The organism is Rubrobacter taiwanensis (assembly GCF_004337705.1).
Classification (GTDB): domain Bacteria; phylum Actinomycetota; class Rubrobacteria; order Rubrobacterales; family Rubrobacteraceae; genus Rubrobacter_C; species Rubrobacter_C taiwanensis.
This window is the reverse complement of the sequence record NZ_SKBU01000011.1, coordinates 22,978-41,605: the sequence shown is the minus strand read 5'-3', so window position 1 is coordinate 41,605 and position 18,628 is coordinate 22,978. Positions and strand designations below refer to the sequence as shown.

The 18,628-nt window shown below is 67.5% G+C and carries 18 protein-coding genes; 2 read left to right on the top strand and 16 right to left on the bottom strand.

The window, feature by feature from the left end; translation table 11 throughout:
* The first annotated feature begins 57 nt into the window (after nt 1–57).
* Nucleotides 58–2,289 (top strand): penicillin acylase family protein, encoded by a 2,232-nt coding sequence (locus tag E0L93_RS05555; protein WP_165874182.1) that lies wholly within the window; start codon nt 58–60, stop codon nt 2,287–2,289.
* On the opposite strand, the gene E0L93_RS05550 is transcribed toward E0L93_RS05555, so the two are convergent.
* The 15 genes from E0L93_RS05550 to wrbA form a co-directional block, all read right to left on the bottom strand.
* Entirely contained in the window at nt 2,243–3,151 is a 909-nt protein-coding gene (locus E0L93_RS05550) for a universal stress protein (protein WP_132689633.1), read from the bottom strand. The genes E0L93_RS05555 and E0L93_RS05550 overlap by 47 nt on opposite strands.
* A gap of 113 nt (nt 3,152–3,264) precedes the next feature.
* Nucleotides 3,265–3,771 carry a ferritin-like domain-containing protein gene (locus tag E0L93_RS05545; protein WP_132689630.1) on the bottom strand — a complete coding sequence of 169 codons (507 nt, stop codon included), beginning with the start codon at nt 3,769–3,771 and terminating at the stop codon, nt 3,265–3,267.
* A 100-nt stretch (nt 3,772–3,871) separates the two neighbouring features.
* Nucleotides 3,872–4,813 (bottom strand): bile acid:sodium symporter family protein, encoded by a 942-nt coding sequence (locus E0L93_RS05540; RefSeq protein ID WP_132689628.1) that lies wholly within the window; start codon nt 4,811–4,813, stop codon nt 3,872–3,874.
* Between the two features lie 6 nt (nt 4,814–4,819).
* The gene (locus E0L93_RS05535) at nt 4,820–4,954 is read right to left on the bottom strand and encodes a MetS family NSS transporter small subunit (RefSeq protein ID WP_132689625.1); all 135 of its coding nucleotides are present in this window, start codon (nt 4,952–4,954) and stop codon (nt 4,820–4,822) included.
* Between the two features lie 12 nt (nt 4,955–4,966).
* On the bottom strand, nt 4,967–6,457 hold the full coding sequence (locus E0L93_RS05530; RefSeq protein ID WP_132689623.1) for a sodium-dependent transporter: 1,491 nt from the start codon (nt 6,455–6,457) through the stop codon (nt 4,967–4,969).
* 104 nt (nt 6,458–6,561) lie between these two features.
* Nucleotides 6,562–8,241, bottom strand: coding sequence for a glycerol-3-phosphate dehydrogenase/oxidase (locus tag E0L93_RS05525; protein ID WP_132689620.1), 1,680 nt, complete (start codon nt 8,239–8,241; stop codon nt 6,562–6,564).
* A gap of 16 nt (nt 8,242–8,257) precedes the next feature.
* Entirely contained in the window at nt 8,258–8,647 is a 390-nt protein-coding gene (gene dhaM, locus E0L93_RS05520; RefSeq protein ID WP_207890345.1) for a dihydroxyacetone kinase phosphoryl donor subunit DhaM, read from the bottom strand.
* Between the two features lie 4 nt (nt 8,648–8,651).
* Nucleotides 8,652–9,281, bottom strand: coding sequence for a dihydroxyacetone kinase subunit DhaL (gene dhaL, locus E0L93_RS05515; protein WP_243638123.1), 630 nt, complete (start codon nt 9,279–9,281; stop codon nt 8,652–8,654).
* An 83-nt stretch (nt 9,282–9,364) separates the two neighbouring features.
* Nucleotides 9,365–10,117, bottom strand: a complete 753-nt coding sequence (locus tag E0L93_RS05510) for an MIP/aquaporin family protein (RefSeq protein WP_132689615.1) — start codon at nt 10,115–10,117, stop codon at nt 9,365–9,367.
* Between the two features lie 81 nt (nt 10,118–10,198).
* Nucleotides 10,199–11,197 (bottom strand): dihydroxyacetone kinase subunit DhaK, encoded by a 999-nt coding sequence (dhaK, locus tag E0L93_RS05505; protein ID WP_132689612.1) that lies wholly within the window; start codon nt 11,195–11,197, stop codon nt 10,199–10,201.
* A gap of 4 nt (nt 11,198–11,201) precedes the next feature.
* Nucleotides 11,202–12,707: a glycerol kinase GlpK gene (gene glpK / locus E0L93_RS05500; protein WP_132689609.1), complete on the bottom strand. Its 1,506-nt coding sequence runs from the start codon at nt 12,705–12,707 to the stop codon at nt 11,202–11,204.
* Between the two features lie 204 nt (nt 12,708–12,911).
* Nucleotides 12,912–13,523 (bottom strand): glycerol-3-phosphate responsive antiterminator, encoded by a 612-nt coding sequence (locus E0L93_RS05495; RefSeq protein ID WP_132689606.1) that lies wholly within the window; start codon nt 13,521–13,523, stop codon nt 12,912–12,914.
* A gap of 35 nt (nt 13,524–13,558) precedes the next feature.
* Complete coding sequence (locus E0L93_RS16275) at nt 13,559–14,620, bottom strand: VOC family protein (RefSeq protein ID WP_132689603.1); 1,062 nt, start codon at nt 14,618–14,620, stop codon at nt 13,559–13,561.
* A 12-nt stretch (nt 14,621–14,632) separates the two neighbouring features.
* Complete coding sequence (locus E0L93_RS05485) at nt 14,633–15,655, bottom strand: iron-containing alcohol dehydrogenase (protein WP_132689601.1); 1,023 nt, start codon at nt 15,653–15,655, stop codon at nt 14,633–14,635.
* Nucleotides 15,656–15,793: 138 nt separating this feature from the next.
* On the bottom strand, nt 15,794–16,405 hold the full coding sequence (gene wrbA / locus E0L93_RS05480) for an NAD(P)H:quinone oxidoreductase (RefSeq protein ID WP_132689598.1): 612 nt from the start codon (nt 16,403–16,405) through the stop codon (nt 15,794–15,796).
* Between the two features lie 108 nt (nt 16,406–16,513).
* Between wrbA and E0L93_RS05475 the strand changes: the two genes are divergently transcribed.
* Nucleotides 16,514–17,185, top strand: a complete 672-nt coding sequence (locus tag E0L93_RS05475) for a TetR/AcrR family transcriptional regulator (RefSeq protein WP_165874181.1) — start codon at nt 16,514–16,516, stop codon at nt 17,183–17,185.
* Here the strand turns inward: E0L93_RS05475 and E0L93_RS05470 are convergent.
* A complete protein-coding gene (locus E0L93_RS05470) occupies nt 17,162–18,628 on the bottom strand; it encodes a TrkH family potassium uptake protein (protein WP_132689593.1) in 1,467 nt (488 codons plus the stop codon). The genes E0L93_RS05475 and E0L93_RS05470 overlap by 24 nt on opposite strands.

Sequence of the window (18,628 nt, the reverse complement as noted above, 5' to 3'; positions counted from 1 at the left end):
GTCCTGCTGCTAAACTTCTAAGGCATGAATTCTATCCGGAAGCTGGCGGCAGGGTTCTTGGAGCGTCTAATCCGGCTGGCTCTGCGGCCCACCCTGCCGCAGACGAGCGGCGAGCTGCGCCTCGACGGCCTGGAGGGCGAGGTGGAGGTGCTGCGCGACCGCTGGGGGGTGCCCCAGATCTTCGCCGGCAACGAACGGGACCTCTTCTTCGCCCAGGGCTACGTCCACGCCCAGGACCGGCTCTTCCAGATGGAGATCCAGCGCCGCACCGGCATGGGACGCCTGGCCGAGCTGCTGGGAGAGGATGTCCTGGAGTTCGACCTTCTCTTCCGCACCCTGAACCTGCCCGGTATCGCCCACGCTGCGGTGGATCGCGCCTCGCGGGAGATCCTGGAGATCCTGCACTCCTACACCGCCGGGATCAACGCCTACCTGAAGACCGGCCCCCTGCCGCCCGAGCTCCGGCTCCTGCGCCACGAGCCCGAGCCGTGGGCCCCGCCGGACGTGGCGGCGTGGTCGCTGGTCATGGCCTGGGGTCTCTCCACCAACTGGTACTCCGAGATGTTGCGCTCCCCGGGTGCGGCCGTCCCGGAGTCCCGCTCCTCCTGGAGCGGCCCGCAGACCGTACCCGGCGGCGGGTCCAACAACTGGGCCGTGGCCCCCTCACGTAGCGCGAGCGACAGCGCCCTGCTCGCCAGCGACCCGCACCTGCGTCTCGGAATCCCCGGCTTCTGGTACGAGCTCGGGCTCTACGCCGGTCGCTACCGGGTGGTCGGAGCTACGCTCCCGGGCGCTCCGGGCGTGCTCATCGGCCACAACCGGGAGATAGCCTGGGGTGTGACGGCGGCCCTCACCGACGTGCAGGACCTGTACATCGAGCGCTTCCACCCGGACGATCCCGTTCTCTACAGCTTCCGGGGCGAGTGGCGCAAGGCCGAGGTGCGCCAGGAAGAGGTAAAGGTGCGCGGCCGCCGGGAGCCGGTCTCCCATCGGGTGCGCACCACGGTCCACGGACCCGTCATCACGGACGTAACCGGGGGCGGAGAGGAGCTGGCACTGCGCTGGGCGACGCCGGAGCCGGACCGGATGCTGGAATCCGTCCTGGCCCTGAACCGGGCCGGGAGCTGGCGCGAGTTCCTGCACGCCCTCCGGCACTGGAGCGTGCCGGGTCAGAACTTCGTATACGCCGACCGGCGGGGCAACATCGGGTACGCCCTGGCGGGTCCGGTGCCGAAGCGCTCCGGGCACCTCGGTGACCGCCCCGTTCCGGGCTCCGGCGGCCGCTGCGAGTGGGAGGGCTACGTGCCCTTCGACCGGCTGCCGAAGGTCCTGAACCCCGGCTCCGGGCACGTCTCGTCGGCCAACAACCCTCCGTACCCCGGCAACCACCCGGACTACATCCCCGGGGAGTACGACCCCGGCTACCGCGCCCGCCGCATCCGGCGGCTGCTGGAGGGTACCGATCGGCACACGCTGGAGAGCTTCCGCCGCATGCAAGCCGACCTCTACTCCGAACCGGCGCACCGCCTGGCCGGGATGCTGGCGCGGATCGAGCCTGCGGAGGACGTCCCGCCGGCCCTCATGCGGGAGCTCGAGAGCTGGGACGGGCACCTCACCGCCGGCAGCCGCGCCGGAGCCGTCGCCGGTCTGGCACTGCAGCGGCTGATCCACCGCGCCGGGTCCGGGCTCGCCGCAAGGCCGGTCCGGCTCATAGACCCGGCGGTAAGGAACCTCCTGCTGGCCCGCACCGCGCCTCAGGCTCTCAGAGAACTGAAAGAGCGCCCGGACGCAAACGAAGCACTGCGCGAGCTCCTCTCGGACACCGTCTCCGAGCTGCGCCAGCGGCTGGGCGCAGACCCCGGCCGCTGGCGCTGGGGCGCGCTGCACCGGGCGGACTTCCCCCATACTTTGGGCGTGGTGAAGCCCCTCGGAAGCCTCTTGAACCGGACGGGATATCCGGTGGGCGGCGACGCCTTCACCCTCTGGCAGGCAGCCTCCGTGCCGGAGGGAGACCACTACGCGGTGACCACCGCTCCCACCTACCGCCAGCTCATAGACACCGGCGACTGGGAGAACTCCCGCAGCCTGGTCGTCCCGGGCCAGTCGGGCAACGTGGCTAGCCCGCACTACGACGACGCGCTCCCCTTCTGGCTCACCGCCCGCTACCGGCCGATGGTCTTCGAGCGGAGGATGGCAGAGCTCGCAACCCGCGAACGCCTGGTGCTCAAACCCGGAGAGCGGGCTACCCCTCCCCTCTCCGCTCCAGCCTCCAGGGATCCTTCGGGGTGACGACCACGATCTTGCACGGCGCGTAGGAGATGAGCTTGTGCGTCGTGGAGCCGAGCCGGAAACGACTGGAGAGGCCACCACCCCGGCGCCCGAGCACCGCGAAATCGTAGCCGACCTCCTCTATGTCCCATAGCAGCGCGTCCGCAGGATTGCCCTCCAGAACCCGCCCGTCGACGACCTCCACCCCCTCGGACTCGGCCCACTTCACGTCGCGCTCGACCAGCCGGGCGAGCATCTCGCGCTGCTGTTCGTAGGCCGCCCGCATCGCGCCCCGGGCGGCGTCCGGCACTCCCTGAGCGACGGCCAACAAATGCAGCTCCTTATCGAACGCGCGGGCGAGCTGTATCGCCCGGCCTACCGCCTTCTCGGCCGCCTCCGAGCCGTCGGTGGCCACGAGCATGCGCCGCAGATTGGACCGTGTATCCTCCTCCCGCGGCACCACGACCACCGCACACGGCGCATATGCCACCACCTTGTGCGTCGTGGAGCCGAGCCGGAAACGCATGGGAAGCCCCTTCCCCCGCCGCCCGAGCACGATGTAGTCGTAGCCGACCCGCTCGGCCCGGTCCACGATCGCCTCCGCCGGACTGCCCTGCAGCACCACCGAGTCCTCAACCTCGGCCCCGTGCTCCGCAGCCTCGGCGGCGGCCTCGGCCAGCATCTCCTCCAGCCCCTCCTGATAGGCCCCCATATCGCCCAGAATCCCGCCGACGCTGATATCCGGGATGAATGGCATCTCGGCCACGGAGACCAGATGCAGCCTCATCCCCAGCGCCCGCGCGCTCTGCGCAGCACGCACCAGCGCCTTCCCGGCCGCCTCCGAACCGTCCACCGCAACCAGTATCCGACCGAAATACGCCACCTCAAAAACCCTCAGCCCGCAGCCGGAATCCGCGCCCGGGCCGAATCATTCTACAGCACAAAGCCCGGCATCCGAAGCGAATGCCGGGCCCGGAGAGAGGCCGGAAACCGACCTCAGGCCAGCCCCTCGGCCTTGTACTCGCGCAGGAAGCCCTCGAAGAGCCGCCGGTGACCCTGCTCGTCGTGCAGGATCTCGATAACCATGTCCTGCGTCACCCAGTCGATGCCGTCGGTGACCTCGATGATCTTGTTGTAGTGCTCTATGGCCGCCGTCTCGGCCTCGATGACGCCCTTGATCACGTGCACCACGTCGGTCTGCTCCTCGGGCGGCTGCAGGAAGCGCTGCTCCGCGGCGAACTCCATCGATCCGGGCACCACGCCGTAGAGCTCCTTGATCCGCCGCGCAAACTGCTGGGCGTGCCCCAGCTCCTCCTGTATGTCCTCCTCCAGCGACTCGATGATCTCCTGCGCCCGAACCCCATCCGGATTGACCGAGTTCGTGATGTAGTTCATCACGGTCTCGATCTCCATCCAGTAGGCCTTCTTCAGAAGCTCGATGATCTCCTCGCGCTTCGCCGCGTTCTCCTCGGCGAGTATGTCCTGCGTGCCCCTCGTCTCCATGTCGGAACCTCCTTCTCACCAGATCCGCTTCCTACTCCTGCATCCTTGCTCTTTACCCGCAGAGTCCTTCTCTTAAACAGGATCAAGAACTAATCTTATTCTACACGACTCTCTTCCGGGCGGGTCTGCGGGACCAGAGGGTGGCGGCCAGGGAGCCGGAGATATTGTGCCAGACGGAGAAGATGGCGGCGGGCAGGGCGGCGAGCGGGGTGAAGTAGGTTGTGGCGAGGGCGGCGCCGAGTCCTGAGTTCTGCATTCCCACCTCGATAGCGATGGCGCGGCGGCGCGCTTCGTCCAGGCCGAGGAGGAGGGCGGTGAGGTATCCCAGCAGGAGTCCGAAGAGGTTGTGGAGTGCAACGGCGGTGAACAGTACGGCTCCGGCGGTGGCGATGGTGTCTACGTTCAGGCCGATGATGGCGGCTATGATTGCCACTATGGCGACGACCGAGATGAGGGGCACGACCCGGACGCTGCGCTGCACGGCCTGCGGGAAGAAGCTTCGCAGCAGGACGCCGAGTGTGACGGGTACGATGATCACCTGCACTATTGAGAGGAACATGGCCAGGGGGTCCACCGGCAGCCATTGTCCGGCGAGCAGCAGCGTTATGAGGGGGGTGGCTACGGGGGCGAGCAGGGTGGAGATGGAGGTCATCGTCACCGAGAGCGGCACATCGCCGCGGGAGAGGTAGACGATCACGTTCGAGGCCGTTCCGCCCGGGCAGGCACCGACCAGTACCAGTCCGGCGGCGAGTTCGGGCGGCAGCCGCAGCAGCACGGCGATGACGAATGCGGCGGTCGGCATGATGACGTACTGAGCGGCGACGCCGATAGCTATGGGGCGGGGTCTGGAGAGCGCCATCTTGAAGTCTACCGGCTCCAGGGTCAGTCCCATCCCGAACATCACCACGCCGAGCAGGAGGGTTATGTAGGGAGCGATCCAGGTAAACCCGTCCGGGAAGAGGTAGGCGATCCCGGAGCAGAGCAGGACCCAGAGGGCGAAGTATCGCCCGGCCAGCCGGCTGAGCGCTTCCAGACGGCGCACGCGGGGTTATCCGCCTTCGTCGCCCCAGCCGCTGCCGTCGCTTCTTCTGGAAGATCTGAGGGCGTAGATGATGAAGAAGATCAGCCCCCCCCACAGCCCCCCGGCCCCGATGAAGAACATCACCCACGCGCTCGTGCTCAACCTCTCTCCTCCTCAGCCGGTCGTCTCAGTGCCGCGCCATCTGGGCATGGACAGTACGAAGCCTATTATCACGGCTCCCAAGGCGACGCCGCCGCCCAGCGTCAGGAGCGCGCTCACCGGGTAGTCGCCGTAGGCCGCCGAGAGCTCCTCGTAGATATTGTAGGCCGTGGCGGCTCCCAGGATCAGCGGGGTTATGAAGCGGAGCGAGATCGTCCACCACGCGCCGACGTACACGTCGGAGACGCGGTTTATATGATCTCTCAGGCGCGGCAGTTCGCGGGCGATCCAGCCGACCAGGAGGACCTGAACCAGCCCGGAGAGCACCAGCCCGTAGTTGTTTATGAAGTGGTCCACGATATCCAGGAAGCCGATGCCGCCGCCGGTGGTGTAGATCAGGCTCACCAGGAACGCCGCCCCGCAGACCAGGTTGACCGCCCCGGTGCGGCTCAGGCCGAACTTGTCCCGCACGCCGGAGATGATGGCCTCCAGGATCGAGATGGCCGATGTAAAGCCGGCGAAGACCAGCGAGCCGTAGAAGAGCACCCCGAAGAGCGAGTTCAGAGCCGGGAACTGGTTGATGATGCTCGGAAACGCGATGAACGCCAGCCCGATACCGCTGGTGGCCACCTCGTCCACCGCCACGTTCTGCTGCACGGCCAGGAAGCCGAGCACGGCGAAGACGCCCAGCGCGGCCAGGAACTCGAAGCTGCAGTTGGAGAGCGCGGCGATGAACCCGTTGTTGGAGAGATCGGTGCGGCGCGGCAGGTAGCTGGAGTAGGCGATCATGATCGCGAACGCGATGCTCAGGGTGAAGAAGACCTGCCCGTAGGCCGCTATCCAGACCGTCCCGTCCAGCAGCGCCGAGAAGTCCGGGGTCAGGAGCACGTTCAGCCCCTCGGCGGCGCCGGGCAGGGTGACGCCCCGGATCACGATGGCGATCAGCATGATGACCAGCACCGGCATCAGGATCCTGCTCGCGAGCTCGATCCCTCGCCGTACGCCGCGCAGGAGAACGAAGTAGACCGCGGCCCACATGATGAGCACCGGGACGAGCACGCTGAGCTGGATGCCGCCCAGCGACCAGAACTCCTCCCCGACGCCCAGGTAGCTCTCGAAGAAGAACGCGTCCGTATCTTCGCCCCACTGGGTGCCGATGGCGAAGTAGGTGTAGCTGAGCGCCCAGCCCAGGATGACCATGTAGTAGGTGGCGATCACGAACGAGACCGCCAGCTGCCACCAGCCGAGCCACTCCCAGCGCTCTCTTATGCTGCGATACGCCTTCGGCCCCGAGCCGCGGGTGCTGTGCCCGAGGGCGTACTCCAGGATCAGGATCGGGATTCCGGCCGTGGCCAGAGCGATGAAGTAGGGGATGAGGAAGGCCCCGCCGCCGTTCTCATAGGCCACGTACGGGTAGCGCCAGATGTTCCCGAGCCCGATCGCGGAGCCGATCGCGGCCAGGAGGAATCCTACCCGGGTTCCCCACTGCTCCCGTGCCTGCTCCATCTCTTCCCCTCTCTAGCCTGAATCCGCAGCCCTCTCTCGCGGTGCGTTCAGGGCTCGGGGTATTTTCGCCGCACCGGAACCCACGGTCAAGCCGGGAGCGCCGGTCAGGCGGCGGGGATCTCGGTTCGCGGCCGGAAGCGCCGGACGTACTCGCGGTATTCGCGCACCTCCCTCTCGATCCGCTCTCCGTCCCAGTCGAGATATCTCCCGGCGATCTCCGCGGCCGCGCGGTCCACGCCCAGCCCCACGTGCGAGTCGTAGCCGGCCATCGAACGTCGCATCATGAAGTCCGTGAGCGAGCTGGCCAGCTCGCTCAGGAAGGCGAAGAGGACCTCCGCCCCGATGACGTCGGAGTCGGGGGCCAGCGGCATCCGCAGATCCGGCTCCCCCTCGGAGAGGGCGAGCACCTCCGGGGCGCGCACGCCGTAGATCCGCAGCAGCCGGGAGGCCAGAGACTCACCGAGACCACTGCCGGCCTTGAAGTCCGCGGCGAAACCCTCGAAATCTTCGCCGCCCCCGGGCAGGGGAACGTCCTGCGTGCGGCAGCCGGGATCGGGGCGTCCGAGCTTCTTGAGCACCATATCTACCGTCTCCCGGGCGAGGTTGCGGTAGGTGGTAATCTTGCCGCCCACGATCGAGATCAGCCCCTCCAGCTCCGGGGCGTAGTCGCGGATGATGTGGCTGCGGGTGATCTGTCCGGCGGACTTCCCGGGCTCGTAGGGCAGCGGCCGCACCCCGGCGTAGGCGTAGAGGACGTCCCCGCGCGCAAGGCCGGCCGCGGGTATGACCCGGTTCGTCTCCCCGATGAGGTAGTCTATCTCTTCGTCGCCGGCGACCACGTGGTCGAGATCTCCCTCGTAGTGGATGTCGGTGGTACCGATGAGGTACCGCCCGTTCCAGGGCACGATGAAGTACGGCCTGCCGTCGGTGGCCCGGACGTAGATGGCCTCTCTGGGAGCTCCGGGGAAAGCCTCGACCACGATGTGGCTCCCCTTCGTACCTCCGATGAGGCGCGGCGAGGGCCGGTCCAGCCCCAGCAGCACCTCATCTACCCACGGCCCGGCCACGTTCACCACGACCGGAGCCCGGGCGGTGTGCCGACCGCCGCTAAGGACATCTACAAACTCGACGCCCCTTATCCGGTCGCCCTCGCGCAAAAACCCGTCCACACGGGCGTACGGGATGACCACAGCCCCGTGCTCCCGGGCGGAGACGGCGTTCTCGACCGTCAGCCGTTCCGGAAACTCCACCTGGGCATCGAAGTAGCGGGCGGCGCCCCGGAGGCCCTCCGGATTGACGCCGGGCATGTACGCCAGCGCCTCCTCCCGACCGAACATCCGGTGGCTCTCGAGGCTCTTGTCGTAAGAGAGGATGTCGTAGGCGATCATCCCGAGCCTGACCAGAAGCAGGTTGTGCCTCTGAAGCAGGGAGGCAGGCCCGTATTCGAAGGCGATGGACGGCCCCCACCGGTCTCCCTCGTAGACCGGGATAAAGAACGGCAGCGGATGAACCAGGTGCGGAGCCACGCGCAGCAGGATCTCCCTCTCTTTAAGCGACTCGCGCACCAGGGAGACCTCGAAGTACTCCAGATAGCGCAGGCCGCCGTGGATCAGCCGCGTGGACCACATCGTGGTGCCGCTGGAGACGTCGCCCTTATCCAGCAGCAGGGTCTTGAGGCCGCGCATGGCCGCGTCTCGCGCTATCCCCGCGCCGTTGATGCCCGCACCCACGACGATGAGATCGAACCCGTAACCTTCTATCCCCTGCGGAATCTGCCTGCTCATACCTGAACGCGCCTTTCTAGTGCAGTTTCGACTCGGTCCTCGCCTCGGCTGCGGCCTCGATGCACTCCTCAACACTGGAGCCCGCCGAAGCCGCAACCCCGGCGGAGAACGCCCCTTCCACGAAGGGCGCGTCCACCAGGTGCACCCGCCCGCGCAGCTCCGGCTTAAGCTCCTCCCGCACGGCCTCAGCCGACATGACGGCGCTGCCGAGGTCCATGAACACCAGCACGTCTTCTCCCCCGGAATCCTCAAGGACACGCCGGATCTCGTCCGGATCGGTGCCCAGACCGCCCTCGGGGTCCCCGCCGATGGCGGAGATCTTCAGCTCCTCGCCCGCCATCTGGCGCACGAGCTCCGCGGTGCCCTCGGCGATCTTGCGGCTGTGCGAGACGAGCACCAAGCTCACCAAACTATCCCTCCAGCCCCCGCACCGCAGCGTCCAGCAGGAGATAGGTGGAGGTAGCTCCGGGGTCCTGATGCCCGATAGAGCGCTTGCCCAAGTAGCTGGCACGGCCCTTCTTCGCCTCCATCTCCACGGTCGCTTCCGCTCCCTTCCGGGCCGCCTCCGCGGCGCTCCGCAGCACCTCCTCGGGGCTCCCGCCGCCGTCTGCTGCCTCGCGGGCGGCCCTCACGGCCGGGGCGAGCGCATCCACGATGGTCTTCTGCCCCTCCTCCGCCCGCCCGCGCTGCTTGATCCCCTCCAGCGCGGCCTCCAAGGCCGCGGCAAGGTCCGCGGCCGAGAGCTCGCCCTTTCCCCCCAATACGCCCGCCGCGCGCAGGAAGGCCGTACCGTAGAGCGGCCCGGCCGCGCCGCCGACCTTGCTGATGAGCGCCATGGAGACCGCCTTCAGGACATCCGCGGGCGTGTCCGGGTCCGCACCGTTCAGGCGCTCCAGCGCGGCCTGGAACCCCCGGTGCATGTTCGTGCCGTGGTCGGCATCCCCGATGGCCGCATCGAGCTGCGTCAGATACCGGCGGTGCTCCTCCATCGCCGCGGCCATGTGCCTCACAATCTCGAGTGTGCTCTGTGTGGCGCTCAAGTCTCTCCTCCGCTCGCGCAGAATACCTGCCGGAAGGCCCGTGCCGGCCTTCCGGCAACCGTTATACCACCCTCTCCGGCGACCTAACTCCCGATCAGAAGCTCGAAGAGCACGGCTCCGATCACACCTCCGACCAGCGGCGCGACGACCGGGATCCAGGAGTATCCCCAGTCCGATCCGCCCTTGCCGGGTATCGGGAGTATGGCGTGGGCGATGCGCGGCCCCAGATCCCGCGCCGGATTGATGGCGTACCCCGTGGGCCCGCCGAGCGAGAGCCCGATCACGAGCACCAGCAGCCCTACGAGCAGCGGCGCGATGCCCGTGGCGAACACGACCGAGAGGTCCACGTCCGCGGCGGTCTCGATCTCGGTGGCGTTGGCGCTTATGCCGAGCACGCCGAAGAGCAGCATGGCCGTGCCGATGACCTCGGCCACGAAGTTGGTGACCGGGTTGCGAATGGCCGGACCGGTAGAGAAGACGGCCAGCTTCAGATCCGGGTCCTCGGTCTCCCTCCAGTGCGGCAGGTAGTGCAGGAAGACCAGCACGGCCCCGGTGAAAGCGCCGAGCATCTGGGCGATCCAGTAGCCCGGCACCAGCGCCCAGTCGTGCGCGCCCACCGACGCCAGCCCGAGCGTGACCGCCGGGTTGATGTGCGCCCCCGAGATGCGCCCGACGGTGTAGACGGCGATGGCGACCGCCATTCCCCACCCGAAGGTTATGACGATCCAGCCCGCGTTCTCCGCCTTGGACCGGCGCAGCAGGACGCCGGCGACGACCCCGTCGCCGAGCAGAACCAGGATCATCGTGCCGACGAACTCGGCGATGTACAGCTCCACTCTCCACTCCTTTCAGTCGTCGGTAAGGGCACAGGCGTCAGGCCGCGGCTCTCACCCGAAGCCTGACACCTGCAGCCCTCTCTAGAACGGCCGGCCGGCGGCCACCCGGCAGGGCGCGTCCAGATAACCCTTCATCTCGTCGTCCAGCCGGAGCAGCGTGATGGAGAAGCCCGCCATCTCCAGCGAGGTCATGTACTCCCCGACGAACGACCGGTAGACGTTTACGCCTTCGCGCTTGAGCACATCCGCCAGGTGCGCGTAGGCAATATAGAGCTCCATGACCGGGGTCCCGCCGAGCCCGTTGACCATTACGGCCACCTCTCCCTGCGTGAAGTCCACGTCGTCGCCGAGAACCTTAGCCGCCAGCTCGTCCACGACGCTGTTTGCAGGCTCTATCTTCTTGCGTTCGGTGCCGGGCTCGCCGTGGATGCCCATCCCGATCTCCATCTCGTCGTCGGCGATCTCGAAGATGGGCTCGCCCCGCTCCGGCGGGATGCAGCTGGTTAGCGCCATGCCCATGCTGCGTACATTGGCGTTTACTCTCTGCGCGATCTCCTTGACCCCGGCCAGGTCCTTCCCGTCCTCAGCGGCCGCCCCGGCGATCTTGTGCACGAAGATGGTCCCGGCGATGCCGCGCCGCCCGCTGGTGTAGGTGGAGTCTTCGACCGCGACGTCGTCGTCGACCACGACGTAGTCGGTCTCAATGCCCTCGGCCTGGGCGAGCTCGCCGGCCATCTCGAAGTTGAGCACGTCCCCGGTGTAGTTCTTGACCACGTAGAACACCCCGGCCCCGCCGTCCACAGCCTTGGTCGCCTCCAGCATCTGGTCCGGAGTCGGGCTGGTGAAGACGGCCCCGGCGCAGGCGGCGTCCAGCATCCCCGGACCTACGAAGCCGCCGTGCGCCGGCTCGTGGCCGGAGCCACCGCCGGAGACGAGCGCCACCTTTCCCTCGACCGGAGCGTCGGCGCGCACGAGCACGTTAGCCTCGGGCATGTACCGCAGCAGATCCGGGCGTGCCAGCTCCATACCCCGGAGCTGCTCCGGGACCACGTCCTCCGGAGCGTTGATGATCTTCTTCATCGCCCTACTCCTCCCGGTCCCAGTCCTTGGCGCGCTCTACCGCCCTGAGCCAGTCCTTGTGCAGACGTTCGCGCCCTCCTTCGTCCATCTGCGGGTCGTAGCGCCGCTGGAGCTTCCACCGGGCGTCCAGCTCCTCCCGGCTCTCCCAGAAGCCGGTCGCGAGCCCCGCCAGATACGCCGAACCCAGGGCCGTGGTCTCCGTGATCTCGGGCACCTCCACCGGGACGCCGAGGATGTCGGCCTGGAACTGCATCAGGAAGGTGTTGGCGACGGCCCCGCCGTCGGCCCGCAGCTCCCGCAGCCGGATGCCGGAGTCGCGCTCCATCGCCCGCACCACATCCCGGGTCTGGTACGCCATGCTCTCCAGCGCGGCCCGGGCCAGATGGGCCCTCGTGGTCCCGCGCGTGATCCCGACGATGGTGCCGCGCGCGTAAGCGTCCCAGTGCGGAGCGCCCAAGCCCACGAGCGCCGGCACGAAGTACACGCCGTCGTTGGAGTCCAGGCTTCTGGCAAGTTCCTCGGTCTCCGCAGCATCCCGGATTATCTCCAGCCCGTCCCGGAGCCACTGCACGGCCGCGCCGGTGATGAAGATCGCGCCCTCAAGCGCGTACTCCACCGGCTCGTCCCCGATGCCCCAGGCGATGGTGGTGAGCAGTCCCTCCCGGCTCGGGACGGCCTCGGTGCCGGTGTTGAGCAGGACGAAGGAGCCGGTCCCATAGGTGTTCTTGGCGAGCCCCTCCTCGTAGGCGGCCTGGCCGAAGAGCGCCGCCTGCTGGTCGCCGGCGATGCCGGCGACCGGGATCTCAGCCTGGAAGAAGACCGAGGGGCTGGTCCGGCCGTAGATGTAGGAGCTGGGCTTGACCTCGGGAAGCACCTCGCGCGGCACGCCGAGGATGTTCAGGATCTCCTCGTCCCACTCGAGATCGTAGATGTTGTACATGAGCGTGCGCGAGGCGTTGGAGTAGTCGGTTATGTGCACCTCGCCACCGGTGAGCTTGTACACGAGCCAGGAGTCTATGGTCCCGAAGGCGATCTCCCCGCGCTTGGCCCGCTCCCGTAACCCCTCCACGTTGTCTAGAAACCACTTGACCTTGGTGCCGGAGAAGTACGCGTCTATGACGAGCCCGGTCTTGTCGCGGAAGGTCTTCTCCAGCCCCCGCTCCTTCAGCTCGTCGCAGGTCGGGGCCGTGCGCCGGTCCTGCCACACGATGGCGTTCGCCACCGGCTCGCCGGACGCCCGGTCCCACATGACGGTCGTCTCCCGCTGGTTGGTGATGCCTATGGCCGCCAGCTCGCGGGCGGAGATCTTGGCGTCTCCCAGCGCAGCCCCCACAACCCGCATGGAGACGTCCCAGATCTCGTTCGCATCGTGCTCGACCCAGCCCGGCCTCGGATAGTGCTGCGTGAACTCCGAGTACGCCCTCCCCCGGATAGCCCCCTCGCGGTCGAAAATCAGGACCGTCGTCCCGGTCGTCCCCTGATCTATGGCCAGTACGTAGTCACCCGCCATTCACTCCGTCCTTTCTCCTCTGCTCTTCTTGAAGCTCCTTCCCTGCAGCAGATCCAGCCCCGTAACACCACCCCCTTGTAATCGCGAAGCCCCGCACGGAGAAGAGGCTTCCTCCAAGCCGGGAAAGCTCCTGTCTGCTCCGTGCGAGGCTCTCTCTCGTCTCTCTACGCCCGCGCAACTTATATTGCGTTTTTCAATTGAACACTACCGGGTACGGCTTCTCTTGTCAAGGGTGAAGCGCCAGAGCGGTTCGTGGCTGGTCGAAACGCCGACCGCGCCGGCGGCGAGTATCTCCCGGACGCACCCGATCTCCTTCAGCAGCCCTCCGGCCAGCACGGGCTGGGAGAGCGACTCGTGATAGCGGGAGGCTATCTCCGGGTAGGCGAGGGCGGGCAGGATCTCTACCAGATCCGGGCCGGTCTTCCTGACGAGCCTCAGCCCCCGCTCCACGGCGACCGAATCTATGGCGAAGAGCCGCTGGATGGTCATAACCCCGGCGGACCTGGCGAGCTCGATTATGTGCCGGTGGGTGGAGATGACGCCATCCAGATGGCGCGCCAGGAACCGCACGCCGGCGGCATCCGCCGCCACTCCGCCGACCAGGTCCAGGTTCACGCAGATCCGGGGCCGGCGGGCAAGCCGGCCGGCGCGCTCTATGAGCCGGAAGGGATCGCCTCCCAGAACGAAGACGGCGGCGTAGTCGCCGGCGAGAGCCGACTCCAGAGCCGCCTCGTTCCCGCGCACTGCCGGCACCACCGGGCGCAGCTTCAGGTCTTCCAGAAAGCCGGCGGTAGTGTGCTCTGCGCTCCGTCGCACGCCTGCACTCTACCACCGGCGGACCGGCGCCGCCGCTACAGCGGGACGAGCGAGCGCTCTATCTGTTCCCGCCGGTCCTCCAGCCAGGGCGGGAGCTTGAGCTCTCGTCCGAGCGTCTCTTCCGGTTCGTCCACGGCGAACCCGGGGCCGCGGGTGGCGACCTCCAGTATGTGCCCGTCGGGGTCCCGGAAGTAGATGGAGCGGAAGTACCGCCGGTCCAGAACCTCCGTGACCTGCACGCCGTTTCCCAGCAGGCGTTCGCGCACCTCCCGCTGCGCCAGGTCGTCCTCGACCTCGAAGGCGAAGTGGTGCGTAAGCCCGGTCCCCATCCGGGAGCGGCGCATGCTTCCCGCCGGGTATCCGAAGCAGGTTACGACCGTGCCGGGCCTGCCGGCCGGATCGGACGACCAGTACCAGTGCGGCGCGCCGGGGTCGTCGTAGTTGCGGGTGCGCTTGATCAGCCTGAGCCCCAGATTCTCCGCGTAGAACTCGTGCGTGCGCTCTATGTCCGAAGCGACGGCGGTGATGTGGTGTATGCCCCGCAGCCTCATGCCGGGGTCTATCTCCTCTACCGGCTCCGGCCAGGTAGTCTGCGCTATCTTCGCCTCGTCCCGGTTGCCGCGCATCAGAGGCCCGGGCGGCATGAGGTCGCTCCGTCCCAGCCCCTCCTCCGGCTCATCCACGGTGAACCCGGGGCCGGAGGTGGCGATCTCGATTATGAGCCCGTCCGGGTCGGTAAAGTAGATGCTCTTGAAGTACTGCCGGTCGTAGGGTCCGCTGACGGGTATGCCGGCATCCGTGATGCGGCGCTTCCACCTGAGCTGCTCCTCCTCGCCGGCCACCTCGAAGGCGAGGTGGTGGGTGCTCCCTATGCCCCACCGGCCGCGCGGCAGATCCCGCCACTCGAAGAAGGTTATGAGGGTGCCGGGCGAGCCCGCCTCATCGGTGGAGAGGTACAGGTGATAGCTCTCCGGATCGTCGAAGTTGACGGTCTTCTTGACCAGCCGCAGCCCCAGCAGGTTCGTGTAGTAGTCCACCGTGCGCGGCGCATCGGAGGATGCGGCGGTGAGATGATGGATGCCCCTGATTACGCTCATCTGCTCCCCTCCCTACCAGGCCCGGTGCAGTATCGCCCGGGCGTCGTCAGCGGCCGCACCGAACTCGCGCGCGATGGGCTCCAGATCCTCGCCGGGGATGCCGAACTGCCGCAGGTTGTCGGGCAGCTCCAGGCTCCGCACGAGCTCCGCGACCCGCCGGTCGGGCTCGCCGCCGAGCGCCTCTGCCAGCGCCTCCCACTTGCCGATGGGCACCTCGTCCTTGACCCGCTCCAGCGTGGGCGCGAGCGTGATGCAGGAGGTGACCCCGTGCGGAACGTTGTAGCTGGCCCCGATCCTGCGTCCCAGCTCGTGCGAGAGGCCCATGGGGGTGTTGAACGGCGCGAAGTAGGAGATCCAGGCCGCAATCTGCAACTCGGCCCGCACCTCCATGTCCCCAGGGTCCCGTTTGCTGCGCGGCAGGTACTCGAAGAGCCGCCGCGCGCCCTCCAGCCCGAGCACATCGGTGACAGGGTGCGCCCCCCGCCCCAGAAAGCCCTCGATGGCATGGTCCAGAGCCCGGATCCCGGTCGAGAGCCAGAGCTCCATCGGGGTGTGAGAGGTGGCGGCCGGGTCCAGAACGACGACGGGAGGCACGGCCCGGGGATCGGCGAACCCGCTCTTGCGCCCGACCCGCTCGTCCGTCACCCCCACGCGATGCGCCCACTCGGCCCCGGAGAGCGTGGTGGGGATCGCGACCTGGCGCGGATACCCCAGACGCGCGGCAACGGCCTTGGTTCCGTCTATGACGCTCCCGCCGCCTACGCTCACGAGCAGGTCGGAGCCCGCAGCGAGCTCCGCCGCCCGCTCGACGGCACTCCCGGGCGTGTGCTGACTTATGCCGTCGAAGGTACCCGCGTGTGCCTCTCCGAGCACCGCCTCCACGCGGCGTACGAGGTCCGTGCGCTCGTTCAGGGTGCGGCTCGCCACCACAAAGGCCCGCCCGTACCCGGCGGCCTCCTCGCGCAACCGCTCCAGACTGCCGCTCCCGAAGTGCACCCGCTCGGTCGGCAGGAAGGTGTGTGTCCCGCTGATCATATACCCACCATGGTATCCGTCGCGCCTCTCAGATTAACAGAGTCCCCCGCCCATCGCTCACCACAATACGCTCGACGGGCCGGATAAGAGAAGGAGCCCGGAGGCACACCCCCGGGCTCCTTCTCCCACATTCGGAGATCAGGCCGCGCGACTGCGCCGGAGCGCCGCAGCCGTCTCGGCCACCCGGCGGCCGAGATACCGCGCCGCAGCCAGCTCCCGCTCGCCGGGCCCCTCCTCCGTGCCCGTGCTGCTGGCGCCATAGGGATTGCCGCCAGCCTCGAAGACAGCCTCGTCGCTGTACCCCGGCGTCACAACCACCGCCCCCCAGTGATAGAGCGTCGTGAAGAGATTGAGCAACGTGGTCTCCTGCCCGCCGTGCGGATTCTGGGCGCTGGTGAACCCCCCGGCCACCTTGTCCACTAGCTTGCCCTCAGCCCACAACGGACCGGTAGTGTCCAGAAACTGCTTGAGCTGCGCCGAAACGTTCCCGAAACGCGTCGGCGTCCCGAAGATGACCGCATCGGCCCACTCCAGATCCTCCAACCCGGCCTCCGGTACCTCCCGGGTCCGCAGATAGTGGTCGTGCCAGTCCCGATTGCTCTTTATAGCCTCCTCAGGCGCCAGCTCCCGTACCCTGCGGAAACGTACCTCCGCCCCAACCGACTTCGCACCCTCCTCAACGGCCCGCGCCAGCCGGTACACGTTCCCGGTGGCACTGTAGTAGATAACAGCAACCCGCAAACCATCCATCTCTAAAAATACTCCTTTCGTAAAACCTCCTACAATAAACGGACTCTAGTCCGCTTTCCTGATCAAGGGTAAAGCTGTAGACTCGGGGTGTCAAGGCTTTTTGAAGGAGTGAGAGGGATCTCCGAAGGTTCGAGAGAGGAGCGCTGGGAGCTGGACTACGCCGGGCGTCCGGCGGCTCCGGAGGGTGAGCGGAGCGACGCCGTGCGCAACCGGCGGCGGATTCTGCGGGTGGCGCGGCGGCTCTTTGCGGAGCGCGGGGTGACGCGGGTGAGCATGTCTGAGATTGCGCGGGTGGCCGGGGTTGGCAAGGGCACCCTCTACCGGAGGTTTCCCAACAAGGGGGCGCTCTGTCATGCGCTGTTGGACGAGCCAACGCGGGAGTTTCAGCGGGAGGCGCTGGCTGAGGTCTCCGGGGGTGGAGGTCCGGTGGAGCGTTTGCGGCGTTTTCTGGACCGGCTGGTGTGGTTCATGGAGGAGCATCTGGACCTCTTCTACGGTGGTCACGAGGCTCTCTCCGGTCCGGGGCGGCTGGAGCAGATGTCGAGTCCGGCCTACGAGTGGCGGCGGGCGGTGGTGCTGGCGCTGTTAAGGGCGGCTCAGAGGGAGGGTGAGATCCCCGGGGATTTGGATGTGGAGTATCTGGCCATAGCGCTTCTGGCCCCGCTGGATGTTGATCTCTACTACCATCAGCGGCGGGTGCGCGGCATACCGCCGGAGAGAATCAGTGCCGGGCTGCGAGCTCTGGTACCGGCGCTCTCAGCGCCGCCAGAGGGCGGGTGAGAGGAGGGCGAAGACGGTAAACAGCTCCAGCCGTCCCAGCAGCATGCAGCCGGTGAGCACGAGGCGGCCGAAGGAGTTGACGACCTCGTAGCTCTCGGTGGCTCCCACGGCTCCCATCCCTGGTCCCACGACGTTCAGCGTGGCGGCGACCGCCGTGGCGGAGGAGACGAGGTCCAGTTCCTCCTGGATCGAGACCAGGAACGTCGCCGCTGCGAAGGTCAGCATCCAGGCGGCGAAGAGCCCCATCACGGCCAGCCGGACCGCTTCGGGCACTATCTGGCGTCCCAGCCGCAGGGGGGTGACCGCCTGCGGGTGCACCATCCGGAAGACGTCCTGAAACACGGTGCGGAAGACTATGATCGCGCGGATGACCTTGATCCCTCCCGCCGTAGATCCCGCACACCCCCCGACGAACATCAGCAGCACGAGCGTCAGCTTGGCCGCCGTGTCCCACCCGTCGAAGTCCGCCGTTACGAAACCCGTCGTGGTGATGATGCTGGTCACCGTGAACGCCGCATCCCGCAAACCGCGCGCCGGCTCGCCTGCGTAGTCGCCCTGCAGGACGAGTATGCCCCAGACGAAGAAGATGCTCCCGAGCAGGATCAGGAGGTAGGTCACGAGCTCGCGGTCCAGTACCGCGTCGAGCCGGCGGCGGGAGTAGAGCAGGTAGTAGACCGAGAATGAGACCCCGGAGAGGGCCATGAAGACGATCAGGACCGCTTCGACCGCCACAGAGTCGTAGAAACCGATGGAGGCCGTTCTGGGCGAGAAGCCGCCGGTGGCGACGGTAGCGAAGGTATGCACAACCGAGTCGTAGAGGCCCATGCCGGCCAGAAGGAGCGCCACCACTTCGGCGAGCGAGAGGGCGAGGTAGATACCGACGAGCGCCTTCGCCGTGTCCGCGATGCGTGGCGTGAACCGGGTCCGGGTCGGTCCTGAGACCTCGGCTCCGAGCAGCCGCGCCGCCCCCGTCCCGAGGGTGGGCGCCACGGCCACGAAGAGCACCACGATCCCGATGCCGCCCAGCCACTGCGTCAGGCTGCGCCAGAAGAGGATCGAGGGCGTCTCGGCCTCGATCTCCGATAGCAGCGTCGCCCCGGTCGTGGTGAAGCCGCTCATCGCCTCGAAGGTAGAATCCAGGGGGCTCCCAAACGTGCCGTCCAGCAAGAACGGGACGCCGCCCAGCAGCGCCGCCAGGACCCAGGCCAGCGTTACCGAGAGGTAGACGTCCCGGTTGGAGACGAACTCCAGCTTCCGGGCTGCAAGTCCTCGCGTAGCGTAGAGGCCCGCCCCGCCGATCGCGATCATGGCCGCAGCCGGGAAGAGAAAGCTCGCCCAGGAACCGTCGCCGTAGAGCAGCGAGACCCCAAGCGGGGAGAGCAGCGCCAGCCCCAGCGCCAGCACCACACCTGCGCTCACCCGGATGACGAGCTCCGAGACCAC